At 69.3% G+C, this 24,124-nt stretch carries 24 protein-coding genes, 1 other RNA gene and 1 pseudogene; 12 read left to right on the top strand and 14 right to left on the bottom strand.

The features are described 5' to 3' along the window. Positions 1-184 precede the first annotated feature (184 nt). Both CMO28_RS19930 and CMO28_RS19925 read left to right on the top strand, forming a co-directional pair. Complete coding sequence (locus CMO28_RS19930; protein WP_296716102.1) at positions 185-877, top strand: AzlC family ABC transporter permease; 693 nt, start codon at positions 185-187, stop codon at positions 875-877. Beyond that, positions 877-1,221 (top strand): hypothetical protein, encoded by a 345-nt coding sequence (locus CMO28_RS19925; RefSeq protein WP_296716101.1) that lies wholly within the window; start codon positions 877-879, stop codon positions 1,219-1,221. Before CMO28_RS19930 ends, CMO28_RS19925 begins: the two co-directional genes overlap by 1 nt. A gap of 35 nt (positions 1,222-1,256) precedes the next feature. On the opposite strand, the gene CMO28_RS19920 is transcribed toward CMO28_RS19925, so the two are convergent. From CMO28_RS19920 to ffs, 5 genes are all read right to left on the bottom strand, one after another. Continuing rightward, complete coding sequence (locus CMO28_RS19920) at positions 1,257-1,628, bottom strand: VOC family protein (protein ID WP_296716099.1); 372 nt, start codon at positions 1,626-1,628, stop codon at positions 1,257-1,259. Between the two features lie 27 nt (positions 1,629-1,655). Further along, positions 1,656-2,462, bottom strand: a complete 807-nt coding sequence (locus tag CMO28_RS19915) for a helix-turn-helix domain-containing protein (RefSeq protein ID WP_296716096.1) — start codon at positions 2,460-2,462, stop codon at positions 1,656-1,658. Between the two features lie 16 nt (positions 2,463-2,478). Beyond that, the gene (locus CMO28_RS19910) at positions 2,479-2,802 is read right to left on the bottom strand and encodes a YbaB/EbfC family nucleoid-associated protein (RefSeq protein ID WP_014746202.1); all 324 of its coding nucleotides are present in this window, start codon (positions 2,800-2,802) and stop codon (positions 2,479-2,481) included. A 98-nt stretch (positions 2,803-2,900) separates the two neighbouring features. Continuing rightward, positions 2,901-5,030 carry a DNA polymerase III subunit gamma/tau gene (locus CMO28_RS19905; protein ID WP_296716094.1) on the bottom strand — a complete coding sequence of 710 codons (2,130 nt, stop codon included), beginning with the start codon at positions 5,028-5,030 and terminating at the stop codon, positions 2,901-2,903. Positions 5,031-5,111: 81 nt separating this feature from the next. Next, positions 5,112-5,210: signal recognition particle sRNA small type (ffs, locus tag CMO28_RS19900), an RNA gene on the bottom strand. Between the two features lie 179 nt (positions 5,211-5,389). Here ffs and nudC point away from each other — a divergent pair. The 6 genes from nudC to CMO28_RS19870 all read left to right on the top strand — a co-directional run bounded on the left by nudC (position 5,390) and on the right by CMO28_RS19870 (position 11,719). Further along, a complete protein-coding gene (nudC, locus tag CMO28_RS19895) occupies positions 5,390-6,355 on the top strand; it encodes an NAD(+) diphosphatase (protein WP_296716092.1) in 966 nt (321 codons plus the stop codon). 31 nt (positions 6,356-6,386) lie between these two features. After that, positions 6,387-7,079 carry a response regulator transcription factor gene (locus tag CMO28_RS19890; RefSeq protein ID WP_296716090.1) on the top strand — a complete coding sequence of 231 codons (693 nt, stop codon included), beginning with the start codon at positions 6,387-6,389 and terminating at the stop codon, positions 7,077-7,079. After that, positions 7,066-8,619 carry a sensor histidine kinase gene (locus CMO28_RS19885; RefSeq protein ID WP_296716087.1) on the top strand — a complete coding sequence of 518 codons (1,554 nt, stop codon included), beginning with the start codon at positions 7,066-7,068 and terminating at the stop codon, positions 8,617-8,619. Before CMO28_RS19890 ends, CMO28_RS19885 begins: the two co-directional genes overlap by 14 nt. Before the next feature lie 162 nt (positions 8,620-8,781). Then, the gene (locus CMO28_RS19880; protein ID WP_296716085.1) at positions 8,782-9,714 is read left to right on the top strand and encodes a glycosyltransferase; all 933 of its coding nucleotides are present in this window, start codon (positions 8,782-8,784) and stop codon (positions 9,712-9,714) included. Then, on the top strand, positions 9,711-10,055 hold the full coding sequence (locus CMO28_RS19875) for a lipid-A-disaccharide synthase N-terminal domain-containing protein (RefSeq protein ID WP_296716084.1): 345 nt from the start codon (positions 9,711-9,713) through the stop codon (positions 10,053-10,055). The genes CMO28_RS19880 and CMO28_RS19875 overlap by 4 nt, the downstream gene beginning before the upstream one ends. Further along, the gene (locus CMO28_RS19870; RefSeq protein ID WP_296716082.1) at positions 10,052-11,719 is read left to right on the top strand and encodes an ArnT family glycosyltransferase; all 1,668 of its coding nucleotides are present in this window, start codon (positions 10,052-10,054) and stop codon (positions 11,717-11,719) included. The genes CMO28_RS19875 and CMO28_RS19870 overlap by 4 nt, the downstream gene beginning before the upstream one ends. Before the next feature lie 7 nt (positions 11,720-11,726). Here CMO28_RS19870 and CMO28_RS19865 read toward each other — a convergent pair whose 3' ends face one another. From CMO28_RS19865 to CMO28_RS19835, 7 genes are all read right to left on the bottom strand, one after another. Then, positions 11,727-12,935, bottom strand: coding sequence for a PA0069 family radical SAM protein (locus CMO28_RS19865; protein ID WP_296716080.1), 1,209 nt, complete (start codon positions 12,933-12,935; stop codon positions 11,727-11,729). Positions 12,936-13,011: 76 nt separating this feature from the next. Next, a complete protein-coding gene (moaB, locus tag CMO28_RS19860) occupies positions 13,012-13,551 on the bottom strand; it encodes a molybdenum cofactor biosynthesis protein B (RefSeq protein ID WP_296716077.1) in 540 nt (179 codons plus the stop codon). 87 nt (positions 13,552-13,638) lie between these two features. Further along, positions 13,639-14,478: an energy transducer TonB gene (locus tag CMO28_RS19855; protein WP_296716075.1), complete on the bottom strand. Its 840-nt coding sequence runs from the start codon at positions 14,476-14,478 to the stop codon at positions 13,639-13,641. After that, positions 14,475-14,933, bottom strand: a complete 459-nt coding sequence (gene exbD / locus CMO28_RS19850) for a TonB system transport protein ExbD (protein ID WP_014746191.1) — start codon at positions 14,931-14,933, stop codon at positions 14,475-14,477. The genes CMO28_RS19855 and exbD overlap by 4 nt, the downstream gene beginning before the upstream one ends. A 4-nt stretch (positions 14,934-14,937) precedes the next feature. Next, entirely contained in the window at positions 14,938-15,891 is a 954-nt protein-coding gene (exbB, locus tag CMO28_RS19845) for a tonB-system energizer ExbB (RefSeq protein ID WP_322111388.1), read from the bottom strand. Positions 15,892-16,137: 246 nt separating this feature from the next. Beyond that, a complete protein-coding gene (locus CMO28_RS19840) occupies positions 16,138-17,886 on the bottom strand; it encodes a transglycosylase SLT domain-containing protein (RefSeq protein WP_296716070.1) in 1,749 nt (582 codons plus the stop codon). A 260-nt stretch (positions 17,887-18,146) separates the two neighbouring features. Further along, positions 18,147-19,055: a uracil-DNA glycosylase gene (locus CMO28_RS19835; protein ID WP_296716068.1), complete on the bottom strand. Its 909-nt coding sequence runs from the start codon at positions 19,053-19,055 to the stop codon at positions 18,147-18,149. 219 nt (positions 19,056-19,274) lie between these two features. Here CMO28_RS19835 and CMO28_RS19830 point away from each other — a divergent pair, with 219 nt between their 5' ends. The 3 genes from CMO28_RS19830 (at position 19,275) to CMO28_RS19820 (ending at position 22,725) form a co-directional block, all read left to right on the top strand. Continuing rightward, positions 19,275-20,903, top strand: coding sequence for an electron transfer flavoprotein-ubiquinone oxidoreductase (locus CMO28_RS19830; protein WP_062762009.1), 1,629 nt, complete (start codon positions 19,275-19,277; stop codon positions 20,901-20,903). A gap of 207 nt (positions 20,904-21,110) precedes the next feature. Further along, positions 21,111-21,446, top strand: a complete 336-nt coding sequence (locus tag CMO28_RS19825; RefSeq protein ID WP_062762008.1) for a helix-turn-helix transcriptional regulator — start codon at positions 21,111-21,113, stop codon at positions 21,444-21,446. Continuing rightward, positions 21,436-22,725, top strand: coding sequence for a type II toxin-antitoxin system HipA family toxin (locus CMO28_RS19820; protein ID WP_296716065.1), 1,290 nt, complete (start codon positions 21,436-21,438; stop codon positions 22,723-22,725). The genes CMO28_RS19825 and CMO28_RS19820 overlap by 11 nt, the downstream gene beginning before the upstream one ends. An 8-nt stretch (positions 22,726-22,733) precedes the next feature. Here the strand turns inward: CMO28_RS19820 and CMO28_RS19815 are convergent, their stop codons facing one another. After that, positions 22,734-23,102, bottom strand: coding sequence for a winged helix-turn-helix transcriptional regulator (locus tag CMO28_RS19815; RefSeq protein WP_296716063.1), 369 nt, complete (start codon positions 23,100-23,102; stop codon positions 22,734-22,736). A 125-nt stretch (positions 23,103-23,227) separates the two neighbouring features. Between CMO28_RS19815 and CMO28_RS19810 the strand changes: the two genes are divergently transcribed. Then, on the top strand, positions 23,228-23,824 hold the full coding sequence (locus tag CMO28_RS19810; RefSeq protein ID WP_296716061.1) for a glutathione S-transferase N-terminal domain-containing protein: 597 nt from the start codon (positions 23,228-23,230) through the stop codon (positions 23,822-23,824). A gap of 49 nt (positions 23,825-23,873) precedes the next feature. Here CMO28_RS19810 and CMO28_RS19805 read toward each other — a convergent pair. Next, positions 23,874-24,124: pseudogene (locus tag CMO28_RS19805) on the bottom strand (transposase); the annotation flags it as partial.

The following is a 24,124-nucleotide window of genomic DNA, read 5'->3' as shown; positions in this document are numbered from 1 at the left end:
GAATGCATAATCTTTATGTTTTGATTCGAGATTGAAGTTTGAACGCGCAGGTCTGATCCTGCTCCTCCCCGAGGGGGCTCTGACGGAGGAAGGAGGCAGGCCTGTGACTTCAGATCGCGTCGCTGACCGCGTCGTTCCGGCCGGACAAGGGGGGCGCCGTCATGTTCTGGCCCGGACATGGCCCGTGGGGCTTGCCCTCATGCCGGTGGGGCTGCTGTTCGGGGTTCTGGCCGGTGCACAGGGCTGGGCCGCGTCGGAGATCCTGGCGGTGAGCCTGATCGGGTTTACGGGGAGCGGACAGTTCATCTGGCTGCGGATCGCCGGCGAGGGCGGCGGGCCGATTGCGGCCTTTGCCGTCATCCTGCTGATCAATCTGCGGTATCTGCCGATGATCCTGACGGTGTCGGCGCCGTTTCACGGTCAGGGGCCGCTCAAGGGCCTGGCGGCGCATATGGTCTCGGACGAATCCTATGCCGTGGAAGGGCCCGGCGACGACCGCCCGGCGCGGTGGGCGATCCGGGCAGGCATTTTCCTGACCTGGGCAGCCTCGACCACCGCAGGCGGGTTGCTGCTGCCGGTGATCGCCGGCAGCCGGGCGGCCGAAACTCTGGCTCTGCTCGCCTTCTTTCCGGCCAGCCTGCTGCTGTTCACCCTGTCGGTTCTGCGCCTTGAAGCGGCCGCACACACGGCCACCGGCCGGCTGGCGACCCGCATGGTGACGACGATCGCGGCTGCGGCGGCGCTGGTGCTCGTGCTCTATCTGGTGCTCGGCCCGCAATGGTTCTGGCTGCCGGGCATTCTGGCCGCTGCGGTTCTGGTCGACCGGTTCGCTTTTCCAACGACGGCAGGTCCGAACGACGGATCAGGAGGCGCGTGATGACCGACGGATCAGAGCTTGTGCAGATGTGGGGGGTGCCGCTTACCGGCATGATCCTGCTTGGCCTGGTGTCGGTGCTGGTGCGGGTGCTGCCTGCCTATCTGCCGTTGCCGACATCGCCGGCGACGCGGCGGCGGATCGAGGTGGTGCTGCCGGTCGCCGTTTTCGTGAACCTTGCCGTCTATTGTGCAGCCGGAGAGATCGGCACGGCGGCATGGCCGGCGATTGCCGGTTTTGCCGCCCTGGCCGCGCTGTTTCCGCTGCGTCGGCGCCTTCCCTTTATCGTGCTGGTTCTGATTCCGAGCGGGGTCTATGTGGTGGTGCTGCGCCTGGCGGAGGGGTGACCGGCCCTATCCACCCACCGGGCCGCAGACCTCGATCAGCAGGCCGTCGGGGTCGTGGAGGAAGGCGACCAGCTGGCCCCAGGGCTGGCGGGTGGGAGCGACGGCGAGCGTGGCGCCGACGAGACGGCGCGGGCGACGGTGGCCTCCACCTCGGCATCGGGGACCACGAAGGCCAGTTCGGTGCCGAAGGGCGGGGTTTCGCCCGCGGTGCCGGGGTCGACGCCCAGTTCGCGGATCAGGCCGGGGGTCGCGAAGGCGAGGGTGGTGGTGCCGGTGTCGAGTTCGATATAGCTGCCGCTTTCATGGATCAGCCGGGCCGTGAGGCCGAAGACGGCTTGGTAGAAGCGGGCGCTGCGGGCGACGTCGGGGACATGGCGGATGACATAGCCGAGCGTGGCGGGGGTCATGGTCTCTCTCCGGGGTTGGATACCGGATCAGTCTGCCCCCCGGGCGGGGTCGGCGTCTTGAAGCTTTCGGACACCCAGCTCTGCCAGCAGCCGGCCGGTGGAGAGGCCGGTGAGGGCGCGGGTTTCGCGGGTCATGTGCGGCTGGTCGGCGAAATTAGCCGAAACGGCTAATTCGGCGAGAGAAATAGTCGGATCGGCCATTACGGCGGCGAGCAGCCGCTGCAGGCGGAAGATCCGGGCGAGGTGGCGGGGGGAGAGGCCGGTGGCGTGGCGGATGGCGCGGTCGAAGCGGCGCTGTCCGAAGCCATGGGCGGCGGCCGTGGGGCCGACAAGCGCCGGGGCGTCAAGGGCTGTGAGTGCGGCCGCAAGTGCCGGGCCGGGCAGGTGGCGGCGGCGGGTTTCGGCCAGGCCCGCGAGTGCCGCGGCGAGTGCCCGGCGGGACCGGGCATCATCGGGCCGGTCGAGCAGGTGCCGGGCGGCGTCGCGCAGGGGCTGCGGCAGCAATGGGGCCGCATCGGGCGACTGGCCGAGAAGATCGCGGGGGGTACAGTCGATCAGGGCGCCGAGACAGCCGGGGCGGAAGCGCAGGCCCAGGCGCTGCCGGCCGGGCCGGTGGTCCACCATCCGGGCGACGGGATCGGTGCCGGCCAGGATGAGTTCGGGATCGGCACCACCACCCCAGGCCAGGATCAGATCCATGCAGCCATCAGGCAGAACCCGGAACGGGGCCGCGGGCCCGGCGGCGGCCCGCGACGACCACACCGCCCGAACCAGCCCGCCAAGGGCCGGGGGCGGCGGGGTCTCGACATAGGCGGCCCCGCCGGTATCGGTCATGGGTCTGCCGACGGGATCAGAAGGGCAGGTTGCCCATGCCGGGGATGTTCAGCCCGCCGGTCATCTTCTGCATCTCGTCGTTCACATAGGTCTCGACCTTCTTCTTCGCGTCGTTCACCGCCGCGACGATCAGGTCTTCCAGCATCTCGACCTCTTCCGGATCGACCAGCTTGGGATCGATCTTCAGGCTGCGCAGCTCGGACTTGCCGGTCATCACCGCAGTGACCATGCCGCCGCCCGACTGGCCGGAGATCTCGACCTTGGCGAGCTGCTCCTGCATCTCGGCCATCTTCGACTGCATCTTCTGGGCCTGCTTCATCAACTGGCCGATGTTGCGCATCACAAGGGCTCCTCGGGTCGGGATCGGATGTTGGCTGCTATATAAAGGCGGGGGGCGGCCGGCGCCAGCCCCGCGCGGCCCCCTTGGGCGATGCGCGGTCAGAAATCGGCAAACCGGGCGTCGTAATCGGCCCCGGCGGCATCCTCGTCGCCGGCCCCATAGGCCTCTTCGTCGAAGACGCCGTCGAACATCTCTGCATCCAGGCGTTCGATCTCGGTCTGACCGCCGCCCTCGTCGGCAGCGGCGCCGGCGGCGAAGATGGGCGTGACGGCTTCGAGCGTCGCACCGGGGAAGGCTGCGAACACCGCCTCGACCATCGGATGGCGGCGGGCCAGCGCCAGCATGCGCCGGTTGCGCATCTCGTCGTACTGCACCAGCGTCGGCGTCGCCCGCGCGGCGGCGGTGAGCGCCGGATCGTTGAGGGCGCCGGCCGCCAGCACCTGCCAGGGGGCATCGTCGATCCGGCTCAACAGATCCTGAAGCTTCGTGGCCAGCCCGCCATCGGTCCCCGGCTCGAAAGCCAGCACCAGCCGGCGCTCGGCCGCGGTGACGGTGATCTCGGCGACATGGGCGGCGGCCCGCAGCTCGGGCACGATCCGGATCTCGCGATGCCGGCGCAGCAGATCGATGATCTCGCGCCAGCGATCGAGCCGGGTGCGGATCTCGTCGGGCAGCAGCTGTTCGGGCTCGGCGGCCGGTTCGGGCCTGGGCGCGGGCGCCTTGACCGCAGGAGTCCTGGCCGCAGGAGCCGGCGCGGGTTTCGCTGCCTCGACCGGACGTGGTGTCTCGACCGGGCGCGGTGTCTCGACCGGACGGGGCGGCGGAGCCGGGCGTGGCGGCGGGGGAGCCGCGCGGGGCGGTTCGGGGGGGCGCCGGTCTGGCGCCGCCGGGGTCGGCGCTTGAGACGCCCCGGCGGCCGGGCTAGGGCGGGGCGGGGGGCCCCCCGGGCCACCACCCGCGGGGCCGCCACCCGCGGGGCCAGCCGTCCCGGCATCCTTCAGCATCCGGGCAAGCTCGGCCGGGTCGGGCAGGTCGGCGGCATGGGCCAGACGGATCACCACCATCTCGGCCGCGGCCTGGGGCACGGGGGCGAGGCGCACCTCTCCCAGACCCTTGAGCAGCATCTGCCAGGCGCGGCCCAGATGGGCCATGCCCAGACGCTGGGCGATGCGATGGGCGGCATCCCGCTCGGCGGCGGTCAGCACCGGGCCCTTGCCCTCGACGCCGGCCAGCTTGACGCGGGTCATCAGATGCACCAGCGCCAGCATGTCTTCCACGATCACCGCCGGATCGGCACCGGCACGGGCCTGATCGTCCATGATCGCGAGTGCACCGGCGACATCGCCCGACAATGTGCGGTCCAAGAGGTCGATCACGATCGCCCGGTCGGCCAGGCCCAGCATGTCGCGCACCTGATGTTCGGTGACGCGGCCCGCCCCATGGGCGATGGCCTGGTCGAGCAGAGAGAGGCCGTCACGCACCGAACCGTCGGCGGCCCGCGCGATCAGCGCCATGGCCGCATCGTCGATCTCGGCCCCCTCGATCCCGGCAATGCGGGAGAAATGGGCGGAAAGCACCTCGGGCTCGACCCGCTTCAGATCGAAGCGCTGGCAGCGCGACAGCACCGTGACCGGCACCTTGCGCAATTCGGTGGTGGCGAAGATGAATTTCACATGCGCCGGCGGTTCCTCAAGCGTCTTGAGCAGCGCGTTGAACGCGCTGGTCGAGAGCATGTGGACCTCGTCGATGATGTAGATCTTGAACCGCGCGCCCACCGGGCGGTAGCGCACGCCCTCGATGATCTCGCGGATGTCGTTGACGCCGGTGCGGCTGGCCGCGTCCATCTCCAGCACGTCGACATGGCGGTCTTCGACGATCATCCGGCAGTTCTCGCACACCCCGCAGGGCGCGGGCGTCGGCCCGCCGGTGCCGTCGGGGCCGGTGCAGTTCAGTGCGCGGGCGATGATCCGCGCGGTCGAGGTCTTGCCCACGCCGCGCACGCCGGTCAACAGGAAGGCATGGGCCAGGCGGCCGGTCTCGATTGCATTGGTCAGCGTGCGGACCAGGGCATCCTGGCCGATCAGCTCGGCAAAGGTGCGGGGGCGGTATTTGCGGGCGAGAACGCGGTATTCGACGGGTGTCCCCGTTGCAGCCGATCCCGTCGCCGTGGCGCCGCCGGCCGCATCTGCGGTCGGGGCTGGCTCTGCGGCGATGTCGGATGCGGTCATGCCGGGTTCCGGTCGGGATCTCTGGGAAGAGGGCGGCGCGGCCCGGAAGAGGGATCGAAGCAGGCAGGCGAAGGTGAATGAGGTGGAAGGCTGGACAGCGACCCGGATCGCGACTCGTTACGGCTGCTGCCTTCCGGCCCTGACCGGGTTGGCGAGGCTCTCCGTCCGCGCCAGCCTTCCGCGGGTCACTATGGGGATGAGGCCCCTGGTTTGCAAGCCCGCTGTGCGGCATCCCGGGAGGCGGGGCCGGCGGATGCGGCGGCGTGCCGGCGGCGGGACAGTCCCGGGCGATGGTGCTATCGTTCCCGCCATTGCCGTGAAGAGCCGCAACGTTCCGCCAAAGTCCGAGGACGACCCCGATGTACGACCCGCATGATCCCGACCGCCCCAATGTGCTCGCCGGCCTGCGCATCGATCGCGCCGGACGCCACCGTCGGGATCCGGACTGGATCGCCGCCCGCGCAGCCGCCCCGGAAGCGCGCAGCGTGCTGATCTGGCGCGACCAGACCATCGTGGCGCCCACGGCGGGCGGCATGACCATGGCGCTGCTGGCCGAACTGGGCCGGCTGGTCGATGCGGCCGGCGACCTGCTGGAAGACCCGCCGGTCTTTCTGGGCGACATGGACGGCCGGCCGGTGTTTGCGGTGGACGTGACCCGGGTGGAGGATCTGCCCGGGCTGATCGGCCGTCTGCCCATGGACGACCCGGCGATGGAGGCGGCGGCCGCGATCCCGATCGATCTGCGCCAGGCGGCCGCGACGCTGGATCCGCAGCAGGCGGCCCTGGTCGCCTATGGCAGGGCGATGGCCTATTGGCACAGCCGCCATCGGTTCTGCGGCGTCTGTGGCGCCCCCACCCGGTCGGAGCAGGGGGGACATGTCCGCCGCTGCACCGGCTGCGGCGCCGACCATTTCCCGCGCACCGACCCGGCGGTGATCATGCTGGCGCACAAGGACGACTGGTGCGTGCTGGGCCGCCAGCCGCGCTTTCCGGCGGGCATGTATTCCACCCTGGCGGGTTTCGTCGAGCCGGGCGAGAGCCTGGAAGAATGCGTGCGCCGCGAGATCGCCGAAGAGGTGGGGCTGAAGATCGGGAAGGTGACCTATCGCCACAGCCAGCCCTGGCCGTTCCCGGCCTCGCTGATGGTCGGCTTCCGGGCCGAGATTCTGGAAGGCGGGCCGCTGGATGTCGATCGCCACGAGCTGGAAGACGCGATCTGGGTGCAGCGCGACGAGCTGAAGGACCCGGAACTGTCGCCGGTCAGCCTGCCCAACCGGATTTCGATCGCCCGCCGGCTGATCGACGAATGGCTGGCCGAGGGCTGACGGCCGGCAGCGCGAGAGGACGGGAACCGCCATGCGGGTGCTGCTGGTCGAAGACGATGATCGCCTGTCGGAAGGCGTGGTGATGGGGCTGACCGCGGCCGGCTTCGCGGTCGACCGGGTGGAGGATGGCGAGGGCGCCGAGGCGGCGCTGGCCGTGACCAGTTTCGACGTGGTGGTGCTGGATCTGGGCCTGCCCGATGTCGACGGGCTGGAGCTGGTGCGCCGCTGGAGAGGGCGGAGCATCGCCGTGCCGGTGCTGATCCTGACCGCGCGCGACGGCATTCAGGACCGGGTGGCGGGGCTGGATGGCGGGGCCGACGACTATCTGCCCAAGCCCTTTGCCATGCCCGAGCTGGTGGCGCGGGTCCGGGCGCTGATGCGCCGGCCGGGCGGGGCGCTGGGCCTGGCGATTACCTGCGGCGACCTGTCGTTCGACACGGTCGGGCGTGAGACCCGGGTCGGCGGCCGGCTGGTGGCGCTGGGCCGGCGCGAAACCGCGCTGCTGGAAGTGCTGCTGCGCCGGCAGGGCCGGGTGGTGCCCAAGGATTCGGCCGAAGCCGCGGTCTATGGCTTCGACGATGCGGCAAGCGCCAACACGCTGGAGGTGCTGGTCCACCGGCTGCGCAAGCGGCTGGAGGGCGCCGGATCGGCCGTGCGCATCCACACATTGCGTGGGCTTGGCTATCTGCTGGATGGCGGAGAGGGCGTCGATGGCGGGGCCTGACTCGGGTGATCGCGACCCGGATGATCGCGAGCGGGGAGAGCACGAGCGGGATCGCGGCTGGTCGCTGAGCCAGCGGGTCGCGGTCCGCGCCGTTCTGGCGGCGCTGGTGGTGCTGGCGGCGATGCTGGCGGCGCTGGTGCTGGAGCTGGAGGATGTCGGCGGCGATCTGGACGATCAGTCACTACAGACCCAGGCCCGCCAGGTGCTGCGGCATCTGACCATCGGTGCCGGGGGCGATCCGGTCTTCGATCCGCCGGCCGCGATCGCAGCACTTTATGCCGATCCGGCGGGCAACGAGGCCTTTGCGCTGCTCGACGAGGCCGGCACCTTTCTGCTGGGATCGGCCGGGGTCCGGGCGCCGCTGAGCGAGCTGTTGCCGGACGAGGATACCCGCACCTCGGCCGATGCCGATCCGCATGGGTTGGGCGATCTGGGGCGGCCCTTCCGCGGCCATGCCGCCGGGCGGCCGGTTACCGGCACCGGCTTTCGGGTGCAGATCGACGGCCGGCCGCTGATCCTGCAGGTGGGCCAGGGCAACGATCATCCGGATGTGCTGGCCGACAGCCTGATCGAGGAATTTCTGGAAAACGCCGCCTGGTGGGTGATCGGCTCGTTCACCGTGCTGATCGGGGTGACCTTGTGGACGATCCGATCGAGCCTGGCACCCTTGCGCCGGCTGTCGGCGCGGGCGGCCCGCATCGGGCCGACCACCAGCGGTGTCCGCCTGGGTCGGAAGGCCGGCGGCGATGGCACGGGTGGTGGCGGCATGGGCGGCGACGATCTGCCGCAGGAGGTGCGCCCCCTGGTCGCCGCGATCGACGGCGCGCTGGACCGGCTGGATGGGGCGCTGGAAAAGCAGCGGGCGTTCATTGCCGACGCCGCCCATGAATTGCGCACGCCCATCGCCGCCCTGCGCGCCCGGATGGAGGCGACCCTGCCGCCGGATCAGGCGGCACGGCTGGCCCCTGATTTCGACCGATTGTCGCGCCTTGCCGGCCAGCTTCTGCGCCTGGCCGAGGTCGACACGCTGGGGGTTGCAGCCGAGGACCGGGCCGATCTGGCGGCGATCGCCCGCGACGTTCTGGCCGAAATGGCGCCGCTTGCCGTTCAGAACCATCGGAGTCTGGCCCTGGACGGTGCTGATCGCGCGATAACAGTACGCGGAAAACGAGAATTAATCTCACGGCTTCTGCGAAATTTGGTTGAAAATGCGCTTGCTCACGTTCCCGCGGATGGTAATGTGACCGTAAAGGTGGTGCCCGGGTCTTCACTTCTCTCGGGAAGCGAGGATGGGCCTGAGCTGATCGTCGATGACGACGGGCCAGGGGTGCCACCGGAGCGGCGTGCCCAGATCTTCGAACGGTTCTGGCGCGCCGATCGCCGTCGCGGCGATGGCGCCGGTCTGGGGCTCGCGATCGTGCAACGGATTGCGGATGCCCATGGGGCCGGTGTCAGCGTCGAGGAGTCCCCCGAAGGTGGGGCCCGATTCCGACTACGCTTTCCGCCGGTCAGAGACAGTGGCGGATACAGGGGCAGCTGACCCGGTTGCGTTGCCGATGTGGTGACATGCCAGAGAGCATGAGACCGGGGAGCGTGAGTCCGGGGAGCGTAAGGGCGGAGTAAGGGCTTCCACCATATGGTGCGCGGAACATGATGTCCGTCCCGGGCGTTGTTCCGATCCCCCAGCGAGCGAGGCCCTGCCATGCTCCCGACCGCCGAGCCGGCCGTTCCGGCCCCGGTTTCCCTGCCCCTGATCAGCGTGGTGCTGCCGGTCCGCGACGAGGCGGCCGCCATCCTGCCCCTGATCGCCGAGATTCACCGGGCCTTCGCGACGCCGGACATCCTGGCCGGCGGCTACGAGATCATCGCCGTCGACGACGGCAGCAGCGACGGGTCCGACCGTCTGCTGGCCGCGGCGGCCTCTGCCGATCCGCGGCTGGTGGCGATCGCCCATGATCGCGGCCGCGGCCAGAGTGCGGCGATGACCACCGGGTTTCGTGCGGCGCGCGGGCGGGTGATCGCCACGCTGGATGCCGACGGCCAGAACGACCCGGCCGATCTTGCCCGGCTGATCCGGCGCTGGATGATCGAGGCGGGCGGGCCCGGGCGCGGCGTGATGGTGGCCGGCCACCGCAAGGGCCGGGCCGACGGCGCCTGGCGCAAGCTGGTGTCGCGGGTCGCCAACGGCATCCGCAGCCGGGTGCTGCAGGACGGCACCCCCGACAGCGGCTGCGGGCTGCGGGTGATTGCGCGCGACGACCTGCTGTCGCTGCCGCTGTTCGATCATGCCCATCGTTTCATGCCGAGCCTGGTGACCGCCGCCGGCGGCCGGGTGGTGTCGGTCGAGGTGACGGATCGCCGCCGCCGGGGCGGGCGGTCCAAATACCGCACCCTGACCCGCGCCCTGCAGGGCATCGTGGATCTGGCCGGGGTCGCCTGGCTGCAGCACCGGCTGCGGCCGCTGGACCCGATCGGCCGCGCGCTGGCCATGCCAGCCCTGTCTGCCATGCCAGCCCCCTCTGCCATGCCCGCCCTCTCTGCGGGGCCGGCCGGGTTTGCCCTTCAGAAGCCGTCTGCGGCCGCCGATCCGGCGGCATCCCGGGCGGCGATCAGCAGCGGAGAAGCCGCAGCATGACCCTGCTTGGCGCAATCCTTGATGCCCTCACCCCCTCGGACGACTGGTTCGACCTGTGGCTGATCGTGGGCTTTGCCGGCCAGGCGCTGTTTTCCGCGCGCTTCATCGTGCAGTGGGTGGCGAGTGAACGGCGTCGGCGCAGCTATATCCCGGTGCTGTTCTGGTATTTCAGCCTGGGCGGCGGGGCGCTGCTGTTCGTTTATGCGGTGAAGCGGGGCGACCCGGTATTCATCGCCGGCCAGGGCATGGGGCTGCTTGTCTATCTGCGCAATCTGGCGCTGATCCGCAAGGAAGCGGCGGCGGCGCGCCAGCCGACCGATATCGCGGTCTCTGCCGGATGACCACGACGACGACGGGAAGCGCCGCCCGTCCGGGCCTTGCCCGGACGGGGACGGGCGATATTGCGTTGGCGGCAGCCATGCTGCTGGTGCTGGGCGTGACCGCCATTCTGTTCCGCCCGCCGCTGCCGGTGGACGAGACCCGCTATCTGACGGTTGCCTGGGACATGACCCGCGCCGGCAACCTGCTGGTGCCGCATCTGGACGGCCAGGGCTATACCCACAAGCCGCCGCTGCTGTTCTGGGCGATCCGCCTGGTCTGGGCGGTGGCGGGCGTGTCGGAAACCGCCGCACGGCTGGTGCCGGTGGGGTTTGCCGCCGGTCTGCTGTGGGCGACCCATGCGCTGGGCCGCCGGCTGTGGCCCGAACGGCCGGGGGTGGCGCCGCTTGCCCTGCCGCTGCTGGTGGGCATGGGGCCGGTCACGCTGTTCGCCACCATGGTGATGTTCGACGTGCCGGTGGCGCTGGGGGTGACGATCGCCCTGATCGGCCTGCATGATCTGGCCCATCGCGGCCTGCCGCGGGACATGGTGGTGACCGGTCTGGGGCTGGGCATCGGCCTGTTGGCCAAGGGGCCGGTGGCGGCGGTGTTCGTGCTGCCGGCGCTGATCGCAGCCCCGCTTTGGGCAGGCCGGGTGCCGCCGCATGGCTGGAAGCGCTTCGCCCTGCAAGGGCTGGGGGCGGTGGCGATCGGCATCGTCATGATCCTGGGCTGGGCCCTGCCGGCGGCGCTGGCGGGCGGGCCCGATTTCGCCCGCATGCTGCTGTGGGGCCAGACCGCCGGCCGGGTGGTGCAGGCTTTCGACCATGCCCGGCCCTGGTGGTTCTATCCGGCGATCCTGCCCGCGATGCTGCTGCCCTTCCTGGTGGTGCCGGCCTTCTGGCGCCGGCTGCGCGCCAGCCTGGGCCGGCCCGATGCCGGCAGCCGCCTGTGCCTGGTGGTCGCCGCCGGCGCCTTCCTGGTGATGAGCTTCGTCAGCGCCAAGCAGATCCATTATCTGCTGCCGGCGCTGGGGCCAGTGGCGCTGCTGCTGGCGCGCATGGCCGACGGCGCGCCGATGCGGCCGCTGAACCGCTGGCTGCGCCGGACCTGGCTGCTGCCGGCGGCCCTGGTCGCGGTGGCGGGCATCATTGCCGCCCTGCCGCCTGTCGTCGGGCGGCTGGCCGGCATGTCCGGGACCGTCATCGCCTGGGGGCCGCTGGCGGTGGCGCTGGTGGCGGGGCTGGCGATGGTGGCGGCGGCGATCCATGCCTCGCCCGATCTCGCCCCGGCCGCGGCGCTGAAGCGGGCGGCGCTTGCCTGGGTGGGCGTGCTGGTGATGCTGACCGTCTATGGCGGGCTCGGACCCTTCCGGGCCTTCGACATCCGGCCGGCAGCGCACGAGGTTGCCCGGCTGGTGGCGGCGGATGGCGGGCCGGTGGTGTTCGTCGGCGGCAGCCATGACGGCATGCTCGATTTCCAGGGCCGGCTGACGGCGCCGGTGACGGAGTTTCCGCCCGAGGCAGGGGCTGCGGCCGACATCGCCGGCTGGGCGGCGGCGCATCCGGGCGGCATCATCGCCGGACGTCTCGATGCGTCGGGTGTGCCGACATGGGCTCCCGTCTATGTCCAGCCCTTCCGCAGCCGGCAGATGGCGGTCTGGCGGGCAGCAGACCGCCCGCAGTGACGCGCGGTCAGCCCCGCCCGAACAGATCCATCTGGCCGGCCCGCTCTGCTTTTGTGGGGCTGGCCGGCGGCGTGAACAGGGCGGTGGTGAGTTTGTAAGAGCGTTGGTTGAGGCCAAGCTTGCGGCAGGCGAGGCGGAAGCGGTCGGCGATCAGCTTCGCCTCGATGCCGGTGCCGGTCATCCGCCGGCCGAAGCCGCTGTCATAGAGCGCGCCGCCGCGGGTGGCGCGCACGGCGGCCAGAACCCGTTCGGCCCGGGCCGGGCGTTCCAGGCGCAGCCATTCCTCGAACAGGCCGGCGATTTCCCGCGGCAGGCGCAGCATGATCCAGCCGGCGCGCACCGCGCCCGCCTCTGCCGCGGCGGCGAGAATGCCCTCCAGTTCGTGATCGGTGAGGCCGGGGACCAGCGGTGCCGCCATCACGGTCACCGGCACGCCGGCTGCGGCCAGGCCGCGGATCGCGTCGATCCGGCGGCCGGGGGTGGCGGCGCGGGGTTCCATGGCGCGGGCGAGGCCGGCATCCAGTGTGGTGACCGAGACGGCCACCTGGGCGAGACCGGCGGCGGCGGCCGGCGCGATCAGGTCCAGATCGCGCAGCACCAGCGCCGATTTGGTGATGATCGCGAAGGGGTGGCGATGGCGGGTCAGCACCTCGATCGCCGCCCTGGTCAGCCGCTCGGTTTTCTCGGCCGGCTGATAGGGATCGGTGTTGCCGCCGATGGTGATGGTGGAGGGAACATAGCCGGGCTTCGCCAGGTCGCGGATCAGCGCCTCGGCCAGGCCGCGCTTCACCTCGATCACCGTCTCGAAATCGAGCCCGGGCGAGAGGCCGAGATAGGCGTGGCTGGGCCGCGCATAGCAGTAGATGCAGCCATGCTCGCAGCCCCGATAGGGGTTGATCGAGGCATCGAAGGGGATGTCGGGGCTGTCGTTGCGGGCAAGGGCCGTGCGCGCGACCACGCCGCGCAGCTCGGTCTTGCGGCGCGCGCCGGCCGGCGTGCCGGAGGCTTCCCTCGCCCCGGACGCTTCGTCCGCCTCGGGACGGCCCCAGCCGTCATCGGCGGCCTGGTGGCTGAAACGTTCGAAGCGGCCGTCGCGATTGCTGACGGCACCCCGGCCGCGATGCGGGTCGAGACCGAGCCGTGCCGCGGCGGCCGCGCGATCGGCCTCGGCCCGGCGCTGGCCGGGCCGTCGGATCAGGGGCTTGAAGGGATCCATGGGCGACTTCCCCCGCGAACATAACGGGAACATCGCCGCACTATACGGGGTCGCGGCCCGGCTGTGAAGCCTGCGATCAGGCTTCGTGTTCGCGCAGCCGCGGCATCAGCTCGACGAAATTGCACGGGCGGTGGCGGTTGTCGAGCTGCAGGACCAGGATCTCGTCCCAGGCATCGCGGCAGGCCGAGGTGGAGCCGGGCACGGCGAAGAAATAGGTGCCCTTCGCCACGCCGGCGAGGGCACGGGACTGGACCGTCGAGGTGCCGATCTTGGCGAAGGACAGCCAGCGGAACAGCTCGCCGAAGCCCTCGATCGGCTTCTCGATCACCCGGCGCAGGGCTTCCGGGGTGACGTCGCGGCCGGTGACGCCGGTGCCGCCGGTCGAGATCACGACGTCGATTTCGGGATCTGCGGCCCAGGCGGTGAATTGCGCGGCCAGCCGGTCTTCGTCATCGGGCAGGATCAGCCGGGCGGCCAGGGTGTGGCCGGCCTCTGCGATGCGGCCGGCGAGCAGGTCGCCGGAGGTGTCGGTCTCGGGCGTGCGGCTGTCGGAGACCGTCAGCAGGGCGATGTTGACGGCCAGAAACGGGCGGCTCTCGTCGATGCGGCCGGGCATGGGGGTCGGTCCTCCGCCGGTGGTCGGGTGGGCCGAGAAGGCTAGCCCGACCGGGGGCGGAGGTCCAGGACGGCGAGGGGCCTGCTCTCAGCGCAGCGAAAAGATGACGGGGACCACGAAGGTGAGTTCCGTCGACGGGATATCGTCGGGCGGCGGCGGCAGCGGATCGGCGCGCTTCATCATCGCCAGGGTCTCGCGGTCGAAGAGCGCATTGCCCGAGGGACGCTCGATGGATGAGGCGAGCACATGGCCTTCACGGTCGATGCTGAAGCGCAGCGTCACCTGGCCCTGCTGGTTGCGCAGCTGGGCCTGGCGCGGATAGCGGCGATGGCGTTCCAGATGGGCGAACATCTCCGCCTGCCAGCTGCGCGCGGCATCGGTGGTCATATAGGACGAGGGGGCCGCAGGGGCGGGCGGGCCGGCCGGCGCGGTCGACTGCGTCGGCGCCGCCGGGGCACCGGATGCCTGGGCGGTCGCGTTCTCGGGCACGGTTTCGGGCGGCTGCTCCACCGGCTTCTGCACCTTGGGCGGCACCGGCTTGGGCGGGGTCTGGACCCGGGGCTTGGGCGGTGCCGGCGGCTTGGGCCTGGGCTTCGGCGCAACCTGCAGGGGTTCCGGGTCCGGCACCGGCACGGGCGGTGGCGGCGGCAGATCGGGCAGGTCGGGCTCCACCACCTCGGGCTCGGGGGCCGGCGCCGGATCGGGGGCGGCCTCCTGCGGCGGGGTGGGGGCGGGCGAGGGCGGTGCGGCCGGCAGCGGGGCGAGATCGATCATCACCGCCGCTTCCGGCAGCGGCGGCGGCGGGGTCATCTCCCAGGGGGCGGCCGCGACCAGCAGGGCGCCGCCGTGCAGCGCCAGGATCACCAGCCCGGCGGCCCCCCAGCGCACCGCGCCGGGGCCGTGCAGCATGTCGGCGCCGGCGCTCATCTGGCGGCGGCCTGCTGCTGCCCGGCGGCCGCGGCCGCGGCGGTGGCGGATTCAAGGCCGACCAGGCCGATCTTGAGATAGCCGGCGGTCCGCAGTTCGTTCATCACCCCCATCAGCTGGCCGTAATCGACGCTCTGATCGGCGCGGAGCAGGATGCGCTCGTCGGGGTTGTTCTGCGTCGCCTTGTCCAGCGCGGCCTTCAGCTGATCGCGCGGCACGGCCTCTTCGCCGAGCGCCAGGCTCAGATCCTGTTTGATGGTCAGGAAGACCGGCTTGGCGGGGCGCGGCTGCGGCGTGGCCGTGGAGGTGGGCAGGTTGACCGGCACATCGACGGTGGCGAGGGGGGCTGCGACCATGAAGATGATCAGCAGCACCAGCATGACGTCGATGAAGGGCGTGACGTTGATCTCGTGCGATTCGGTCAGATCGTCGCCGTCGTCCAATCTCGCGGCCATGGGGTCAGCCTCCGATCGTCTGGGCGGGCACCACCGCGATGCCGCCGCGGTCCAGATCGCGCGACACCAGGCGCGCAACGGCCGCCGAGGCATCGGCCAGCTCGGCGCGGTAGCCGGTGATGGCGCGGGCGAAGATGTTGTAGATGATCACCGCCGGGATCGCGGCCACCAGGCCGATGGCGGTGGCGAGCAGCGCCTCGGCGATGCCGGGGGCGACCACGGCCAGGTTGGTGGTCTGGCTTTCGCTGATGCCGATGAAGCTGTTCATGATGCCCCAGACCGTGCCGAACAGGCCGACGAAGGGGGCGGTGGAGCCGATGGTCGCCAGGATGCCGGTGCCGCGGGCGATCATCCGCCCGGCCCGGGCCTCGATGCGGGCAAGCCGCGAGGCGACGCGGGATTCAAGGCCGGCACCGGATGCGGGCGGGCGGCCGGCGGTCACCTCGCGGGTGATGCGGGTCTCGGCCACGGCTGCGCGGACCAGGGCGGCGGCGGGGCCGCGCTGCCCGTCCATGCCGGTCACGGCTTCGGCCAGGCTGCGGACCTCGTCGAGCATCGCCAGATCGCGGCGGACCCGGCGGCGGGCGGCGGCCAGCTCCAGGCTTTTCACCAGCCAGACCGTCCAGGTGGCGATGGAGGCGAGGGCAAGCCCGGTCATCACCGCCTTCACCACGATGTCGGCGGCCATGAACATGCCGATCGGCGACAGGTCGTGGGGCAGGGTGGCCGCCATCGCTGCGTCTTCTTCGATTGCCGTCTCTTCGGTCGCGGCGTCTTCAGCGGCAGGCAGGACCTCTCCGGTGACCGGCTGCGGTGCGGCCTGGACGCCCTCCGTTGCGGGGGCCGCAGTCGTCGCAGGGCCCGGGTCCGTCACAGGGCTTTGGGCCATCGCCGGGGCCGTTGCCGTCATCGCAAGCAGGATGGCGGCGGTGAGGTGTCTGAAAGCCGTGTGGCGCATCGGGTGGGCACTGCCTTGAGCCGGGGGACCGGCGCACATTCAGGCATGTGACACCGGCCGTTTGTGATTTGCAATTGCGAGTCGTTTGCAAACTACGCCCGGGCCGGCCGCGAAGGCAAGTGCGATGCCTGCAGGGCCGCGCTCCGCAAATTGCGGCACCGTCGGTGAAAAAAGCCCGATCACGCAAAAACGGGACCGCCCGGCCGGACGACCCCGTCTTGAAAATGTTGCCCTTCCGGGCCGCGATCAGCGTCGCGAGGCGATGGCGGCGTTGTCGTTGCCGACATTGCCGTCGATGGTCTCGTAAGACGGCCAGTCGCCCTCCGCCAGGGCCGCCAGCGACGGCGAGGTCTGACCCAGACGGTTGCGATAGATCCAGAGATTGGTCAGCACCTGCTCAAGGAAGTCGCGGGTCTCGGCAACCGGGATGGTCTCGACGAAGAACAGCGGATCATCGTCGGCAGAGATGCCGCGGCCGTCCTGCCAGCGGCGCAGATTACCCGGGCCGGCATTATAGGCGACCAGCACATTGACCAGATTGTTGCCGATATAGGGCTCGTCCATCAGCCGGCGGAGATAGGCCTGGCCCAGCTGCAGGTTCACGTCCGGCCGGCTGAGCGACAGCCCGCCGCCCAGCCCCAGGCTGTTGGCCACCAGCTGCGCCGTGCCCGGCATCAGCTGCATCAGGCCGCGGGCGCCGGCGGGGCTGACGGCATGCGGGTTGAAATTGCTCTCCTTGCGGGCCAGCGCATAGAGCAGCGCCCGGTCGACCGAGAAGCCGCCGCGGGGCGTGTAGTCCGGCACCGGAAAGATCGAGGCGACATCGGGCATGCCCGAGGCGGCGGCGACCTTGCGGCCGATCACGGTGGCGGCCTCGGGCGCGTTCACCTGCTCGGCCAGTTCGACCACGGCCGGCGCCTCTTCGGGGGCGGCCGCGGCCGCAACCAGCTCCACCTCGCCCGCAGCCCGGTCGTATTCGCCGATCTGGGCCAGGGCCAGCGCCCGGCGGGCACCTTCGTTCTGCAGCAGCGCCCGGCGCAGGCCCGGCGTCACGCCGCCGGCGAGCGAGGGCTGCCAGACATCGCCGGTGGGCGCGCCCAGCATGGCCCGCGCGATCTGGCCATAGAAAGTCAGCGGCTGGCGGGCCGCCCGGTCGAGCCAGGTCTGTGCGGTGTCGAAATCGCCCAGCGCCATGTTGGTCCGCGCCGCCCAGAAGGCGCCGGCGGCCTCGTTCCAGGCCGACAGGCCGGCGGTGCGGGCGAAGAGTTCGAAATGCCGCCGCGCGGTTTCGACCCGGCCGAGCTTCCAGGCCGCAAGACCCGCGGTCCAGTGGCCATAGGGCACGATCGCGGCCGAACGGTCGGCGGCGGGGCCGGCCAGTTCATAGGCGCGGGCGGTCTGCCCCTGCATGAGATGCAAGGAAGCGACGCGGATGCGCGCCTGATCGAGCGCCGGACGGTCGAAGAGCTTCTGAACCTCGGCCGAGCCGATCAGCTTCTCGGCCGCCTCGGCCTCGCCCTTGCGGACACGGGCGGCGATCTGGGCTTCGAGCGCACGCGCACGCTTTGCCTGCGCCCCCTTCAGCCGGTCGGCGGCGGAATAGCTGTCGAGCTGGTCGATGGTGCTGGGCTGACGGTTGGCCACCGGCATCGCGGTCTCTTCCGGACGCTCCGGCTCGCGCGGGCGGGCCTCGCCGCCCGGGCGGCGCTTCATTGCCAGCGCATAGATCCGTTCGGCATCGGGGTGGTCGCCATAGAACGCCATCCAGTCCCGCAGCTCGTCGTAGCTCGCGGTATAGGCCGTCGGATGCATCAGTCTCTGTTCGGTCACATGGCCCATCAGCAGACGGTCGCCAAGCCGCGCGATCAGCCTGTCCGCGTCGTCGAAGCGGCCGTCGGACTGCAGTGCAAAAATCCGGGCATAACGCTCGGCATCCGCATCAGAGAGGACCTGGGGCCACTCTTCGAACGAATCGACCAGACCGAATCCAGCCATTCCGAAGTCGGCGTCATCCGCCGTCTCCAGGCCGGTCGGCAGGGAGGTCTCTGCATGCGCGCGCGTGATGAACACACCCGAAGCCACAGGACCGCCGAGCAAGAGGGCCAGCGCCACCGCAGGCGCCACGATCGCACGCGCGAAGCTACGTGCAGACCGCGGTTGGTGACGCGCGTCGTTGCTTTCCGAAGCCATGATGGCAACGTTTATAGGGGAGGATGTGGTGTCCCGGCAAGCCCCCGCTTCACGACACGACATTGTCACGGAACCGGGGATGATTGCTTTTCAAGGATTTCCGCGATTCTGAGCCAGTCGCCCCAGGCCAGACGCTTCTGCGCCGGCTGGCGCAGCAGGTAGGCGGGGTGGAAGGTCGCGAAGACCGGCAGAGGCCCCGCCAGCCCCGGAAGATCGAGGGTTGCCGAGCGTCCGCGCAGCCGGGTGATGCCCTCGGGCCGGTCGAGCAGCGCCTTGGCCGAGACCCCGCCCACCGCCACGACCAGCTTCGGGCGGACCAGGGCGATATGTCGCAGGGCAAAGGGCAGGCAGGCGGCGATTTCGACCGGGGTGGGGGTGCGGTTGCCCGGCGGGCGCCAGGGCAGCACGTTGGTGATATAGACGCTGCTGCGGTCGCGGCCGATCGCCTTCAGCATCCGGTCGAGCAGCCGGCCCGACTGGCCGACGAAGGGCAGGCCGCGCCGGTCCTCTTCCGCACCCGGCGCCTCGCCCACCAGCATGAGATCGGCTTCGGGGTTGCCGTCGGCGAAAACGGTGTTCGAGGCGGTGGCCTTGAGCGCACAGCCTTCGAAGGCGCGGATCGCCTGTTCCAGCTCCGCCAGGCTTTGGGCGGCCCCCGCATGGCTGCGGGCAAGTGCGGCCGCCCCTTCGGGCGAGAGCGGGTCGACGGCCGCCGGGTCCGCCCGCGGCACGGCAGGCGCCGGCGCCCTGCCGTCACGCAGGGCGGCGCCGCGCACGGGTGCCGGCCCGCCACGGGAGGCAGGGGCATCCCCGGCGGCCCTGGGCCGGTCGCGCAGCAGCCTTTCCCGGGCGGCCGCGGCGGCGGCATACCAGTCGGCCGGGGTATCGGTGGTGGCGGTCTCTACCCCCCACTCCATATACCACGTGGCGAGTGCGGAGATGGCCGCTGCCGGTGTCGGATCGATCGTCGTCATGGCCTGGACTGTAGCAATTTCACGGCGGCGCTGATAGATAACCTTACTGAATCGCGATTCGCGTCTCGTATCAGGCGACCCCTGTAACGGACACGGATCGGGTCCATATCCGAGGAGCGAGGGCCGAACGTAGCGAGGGGGACGCGAGCGGCGCCGCGTGACGAGCGAGAACGAGATCACCCGGCCGCACTGCAGGACGAGGCGGCTTGAGGAGGGGTCATGGAACGGGAAGTGATGGAATTTGACGTGGTCATCGTTGGCGCCGGCCCTGCCGGCCTGTCGGCGGCGATCCGTCTGAAACAGCTCGCCGCCGAGAACGACCACGACGTCTCCGTCTGCGTCATCGAAAAAGGGTCGGAGGTCGGCGCGCATATCCTGGCCGGCGCCTGCTTCGAGCCGCGGGCGCTCAACGAACTGATCCCCGACTGGAAGGAGAAGGGCGCGCCCCTGAACCAGCCGGCCGACGAGGATCGGTTCCTGCTGCTGACGGAGTCCAACCACATCCGGCTGCCGACGCCGCCGCAGATGAACAATCACGGCAACTACGTCATCAGCCTGGGCAATCTGGCCCGCTGGCTGGCGGAGCAGGCCGAGGCGCTGGAGGTCGAGGTCTATCCCGGCTTCGCGGCGGCCGAGGTGCTGTATGACGAACAGGGCCGGGTGAAGGGCGTCGCCACCGGCGATCTGGGCATCGGCCGCGATGGCGAGCAGAAGTCGGGCTATACCCCCGGCGTGGAGCTGCACGCGAAATACACCCTGTTCGCCGAAGGCGCCCGCGGCTCGCTGACCCGCATGCTGACCGACAAATTCGGCCTGCGCGACAACTGCGACCCGCAGACCTATGGCATCGGCATCAAGGAGCTGTGGGAGATCGACCCGGCCAAGCACAAGCCGGGCCTGGTCATCCACACCATCGGCTGGCCGCTGGACACCAAGACCTATTCGGGGTCGTTCCTCTATCACATGGAGAACAACCAGGTCGCCGTGGGCCTGGTGATCGGCCTCGACTATCAGAACCCGCATATCTCGCCCTTCGACGAGTTCCAGCGGCTGAAGCAGCATCCGGCGCTGCGCGACTATTTCGAAGGCGCCAAGCGCATCGCCTATGGCGCCCGCGCACTGACCGAGGGCGGCTTCCAGTCGGTTCCGCAGCTGGCCTTCCCGGGCGGCGTGCTGATCGGCTGCACGGCCGGCTTCATGAACGTGCCCAAGGTCAAGGGCAGCCACACGGCGATGAAGACCGGCATGCTGGCCGCCGAAGCCGCCTTCGAGGCGCTGAAGGACGGCCGGGCCAACGACGTGCTCGACGCCTATCCGGCGCTCTATGAACAGAGCTGGGTGCATCAGGAGCTGAAGAAGGTGCGGAACATCCGCCCCTCCTTCAACAAGGGCCTGCTGGCCGGCCTCGCCTATTCGGCGCTGGACACCTATCTGTTCCGCGGCAACGCGCCCTGGACCTTCCACCACCACGAAGACCACAAGTCGCTGAAGCCGGCCTCGGCCTGCAAGAAGATCGTCTATCCCAAGCCCGACGGAAAGATCAGCTTCGACAAGCTGTCCTCGGTGTTCCTGTCGAACACCAATCACGAGGAGGATCAGCCGATCCATCTGCGGCTGAAGGATCCGTCGGTGCCGGTGACGGTGAACCTGCCCACGTATGACGCCCCCGAGCAGCGCTATTGCCCGGCCGGCGTGTACGAGATCGTGCAGGAAGACGCCGGCCCGCGGCTGCAGATCAACGCGCAGAACTGCGTGCACTGCAAGACCTGCGACATCAAGGACCCGACCCAGAACATCGTCTGGACGGTGCCCGAGGGCGCGGGCGGCCCCAACTATCCCAACATGTGACGACGGCAGCGCCCGCCCCGATCAGGGGCGGGCGGCCTGACGACCGGAAGGCGGCATCTCGGAGAGGGGGTGCCGCCTTTTGCGTGTCTGCGGCCCGCCGGCTACCGGCGGTGGATTGACATCCGGGTGCCCCGGCACGATATGACCGTTTTAACGGGCGTAAAAGCCCTTTGCGACCGGCATACACGCCAAAATCCGGAGGACGACATGGCGGCGCATCTGCGTACCTATTCGCGGGCGACCCGGGATGCGCTCACCCTGATGGGCGGACAGATCCGGCTTGCCCGCAAGCAGCGCCGACTGTCGGAAGCAGAGCTTGCCGCCCGCATCGGCATCGCGCGCAGCACCCTGCAACTGATCGAGAAGGGCCATCCGAAGGCCGAAATCGGCCTGGTCTTCGAAGCCGCCCATCTGGTCGGCATTCCGCTGTTCGTGGCCGACCCGTCGGACCTGCCCGACCGCATCGCCCGCGTCGAGGACAAGCTCGCCCTGCTGCCGCGGTCGATCCGGCAGCGGCGGACGGAGGTGGTCGATGACTTCTGATCCCGGAGAGGCTGCGCCCGGCACGCCGATGGAGGCCTATGTCTGGATCTGGCTTCCCGGACGCACGGAGCCCGTTGTCGCCGGCCGCCTGGCCCGTGACGGCAGCGGTCATGTCTTCAACTATGGCCGATCCTATCTCGATCGGCCGGATGCCATCCCGATCTATCTGCCGGAACTGCCGCTGAGGCGGGGCGCGATCCGACCTGACCCCCCACTGGAGATGGCGGGAGCCCTGCGCGACGGTGCGCCCGATGCCTGGGGGCGTCGGGTCATCATCAATCGTCTGACCGGCCTTAAAGGGATGGCGGCCGGTGCGGTGGATCTCGACGACCTCACTTTCATGCTGAATGCCGGCTCCGACCGGATCGGCGCGCTCGACTTTCAGGCGGCCCCTGACCGGTATCGGCCCAGCGAGGCGGATCAGACGGTGACGATCGAGGACCTGCACGCCGCTGCCGGACATGTGGAACGTGGGGAGCCTGTGCCGCCGGCCCTGGACAAGGCGCTCTTCCATGGCAGTTCCATCGGCGGCGCCCGCCCGAAGGCCCTGATCGACGACGGCCGGGCGAAGCTGATCGCCAAGTTTTCGGCCACGAACGATACCTATGCGGTGGTGAAGGCGGAGTACGTCGCGATGCGACTTGCCCGGGATGCGGCCGGTCTTGATGTTGCGCCGGTCCGGCTCGCCAGAGCGAATGGCAAGGATGTGCTTCTGGTCGAGCGTTTTGATCGGGTGTGGACGGAGCGCGGCTGGACACGGCGTGCCATGGTGTCCGCACTGACCATGCTTGGCCTGCACGAAATGGAGGCGCGCTATGCCAGTTACCGGGATCTTGCCGACCTCGTTCGGGCGCGCTTCACCCGGCCGCGGGAGACATTAAGGGAACTGTTCGGACGGGTGGTCTTCAACGTCCTGTCAGGCAATACCGACGATCACGCCCGCAATCATGCCGCCTTCTGGGACGGCACCTCGCTGACCCTGACGCCCGCCTATGACATCTGCCCGCAGCTTCGCAGCGGCCGGGACGCCAATCAGGCGATGCTGATCGGGGAGACCGACCGCCGCAGCCGTCTTGAAACCTGCCGCATGGCCGCCCGAGCTTTTCTGCTCGGCGATGCGGAGGCGCGTGCCATCATCGCGGCGCAGATCGCAGGCATTCGCGCGCACTGGGCACGCATATGCGATGAGGCGGAGCTGAGCACGACCGACCGCGCCCTGCTGTGGCGGCGCCAGTTTCTGAACGACTATGCCTTCGAGGATTTTGACGGGAGAGACTGAATGAACGGCTACCCGGGATTCACCCGAGCATCGTATTGAAGACGATTATCCTGGATGATCTTTTGATGAGCAGTCGCCCATTCGGCCAGCTGCTTCACACTGTGCGCCAACGAGTGCCCCAACGGCGTCAATGCATATTCGACTCGAGGTGGCGTGTCGGGATGCACCGTCCTCTCGACCATTCCGTCGCGTTCCAGGGCCTTGAGCGTCCTGGTCAGCATCTGCTGGGAAATGCCGTGCACGTGCCTCTTGATCGCGTTGAAACGCTGGGGAGCGTGCCGGAGCGCTACGATTACCTGAATCGTCCACTTGTCACCGATCCGACCGAGAACCTCACTGACGCCCTGGCAACTGTCACCCGCGGCAGTCCTATCCATATGACCTGCTCCCCAAAATATGCTTTTGACGGTCGATCGTCGGTCAAATAACTAGATCTGGTCAACATTTCGAACTTACTCGTCGAAAGGCCCCTCGTCGAGAAGGTGTAACTGTGGAGACTGAGATGATCTTGTTCTATTACCCCGGCGCCTGCAGCATCGCCAACCATATCGCCCTGATCGAAGTGGGGATGCCTCATAAGCTGATCAGCATAAACCATGAGAAAAAGACGGAAGATGGTCGCGATTTCCTCGCGATCAATCCCAAGGGATACATCCCAGCCCTTGAGACTGATGAGGGCGCAGTACTGACAGAGAATGCGGTGATTCTGCACTATATCGCAGAGAAGAGCGGCCGGCTTCTTCCTCAGGGTGGCATCTCAAAGTGGCGCGCTCTCGAGGCACTTGCCTTTATGAATTCTGAAATACATGGAAGTTACGCGCCATTTTTCAGGAATTTTCCCGAGCCCGAAAAAGTCCGCGCTCGCGAGAAATTGGCAAAGGCGTTCTCGATACTTTCCGATCAGATGGGCAGCAAGAGATTCCTCATCAGCGACGAACTGACGATCGCTGACTGCTATCTTTTCTGGGTTCTCATGGTCTCTGGCAGAAGTGGTGTGGATTTGCCGGAAAACCTCAAGAGCGGTTATGAACGGCTCAGGGGACTCCCGTCGGTAAGCCGCGCGCTCTCAGAGGAGGGATTGCTCAGGGGAAATTCTTGAATGTGCTATGATGATGAAGGAATTTAATCTGATTAGGCTCCAGACTCAATCACACCCAGAACGCGATGATGGCCGCCAGGGCCACGGCTGATAGGAAATTGGCTGCGAGCTTGTCATAACGTGTCGCGACACGCCTGAAGTCCTTGAGGCGACAGAAAGCGTTCTCAACGACGATTGCGATAACGCTTCCGGTCATACGCAACCTTCCGTTTTCGGTTGGTCCGCCCCGGGATCACCGGAACGGTACCGCGGTCGCGCAGGGACGCGCGGAGCCTGTCGGCGTCATAGCCCTTGTCCGCG

It is taken from the genome of Tistrella sp., from assembly GCF_002684955.1.
Lineage (GTDB): Bacteria > Pseudomonadota > Alphaproteobacteria > Tistrellales > Tistrellaceae > Tistrella > Tistrella mobilis.
The sequence above is the reverse complement of the archived record's forward strand: the minus strand, read 5'-3'. Positions and strand labels throughout refer to the sequence as shown.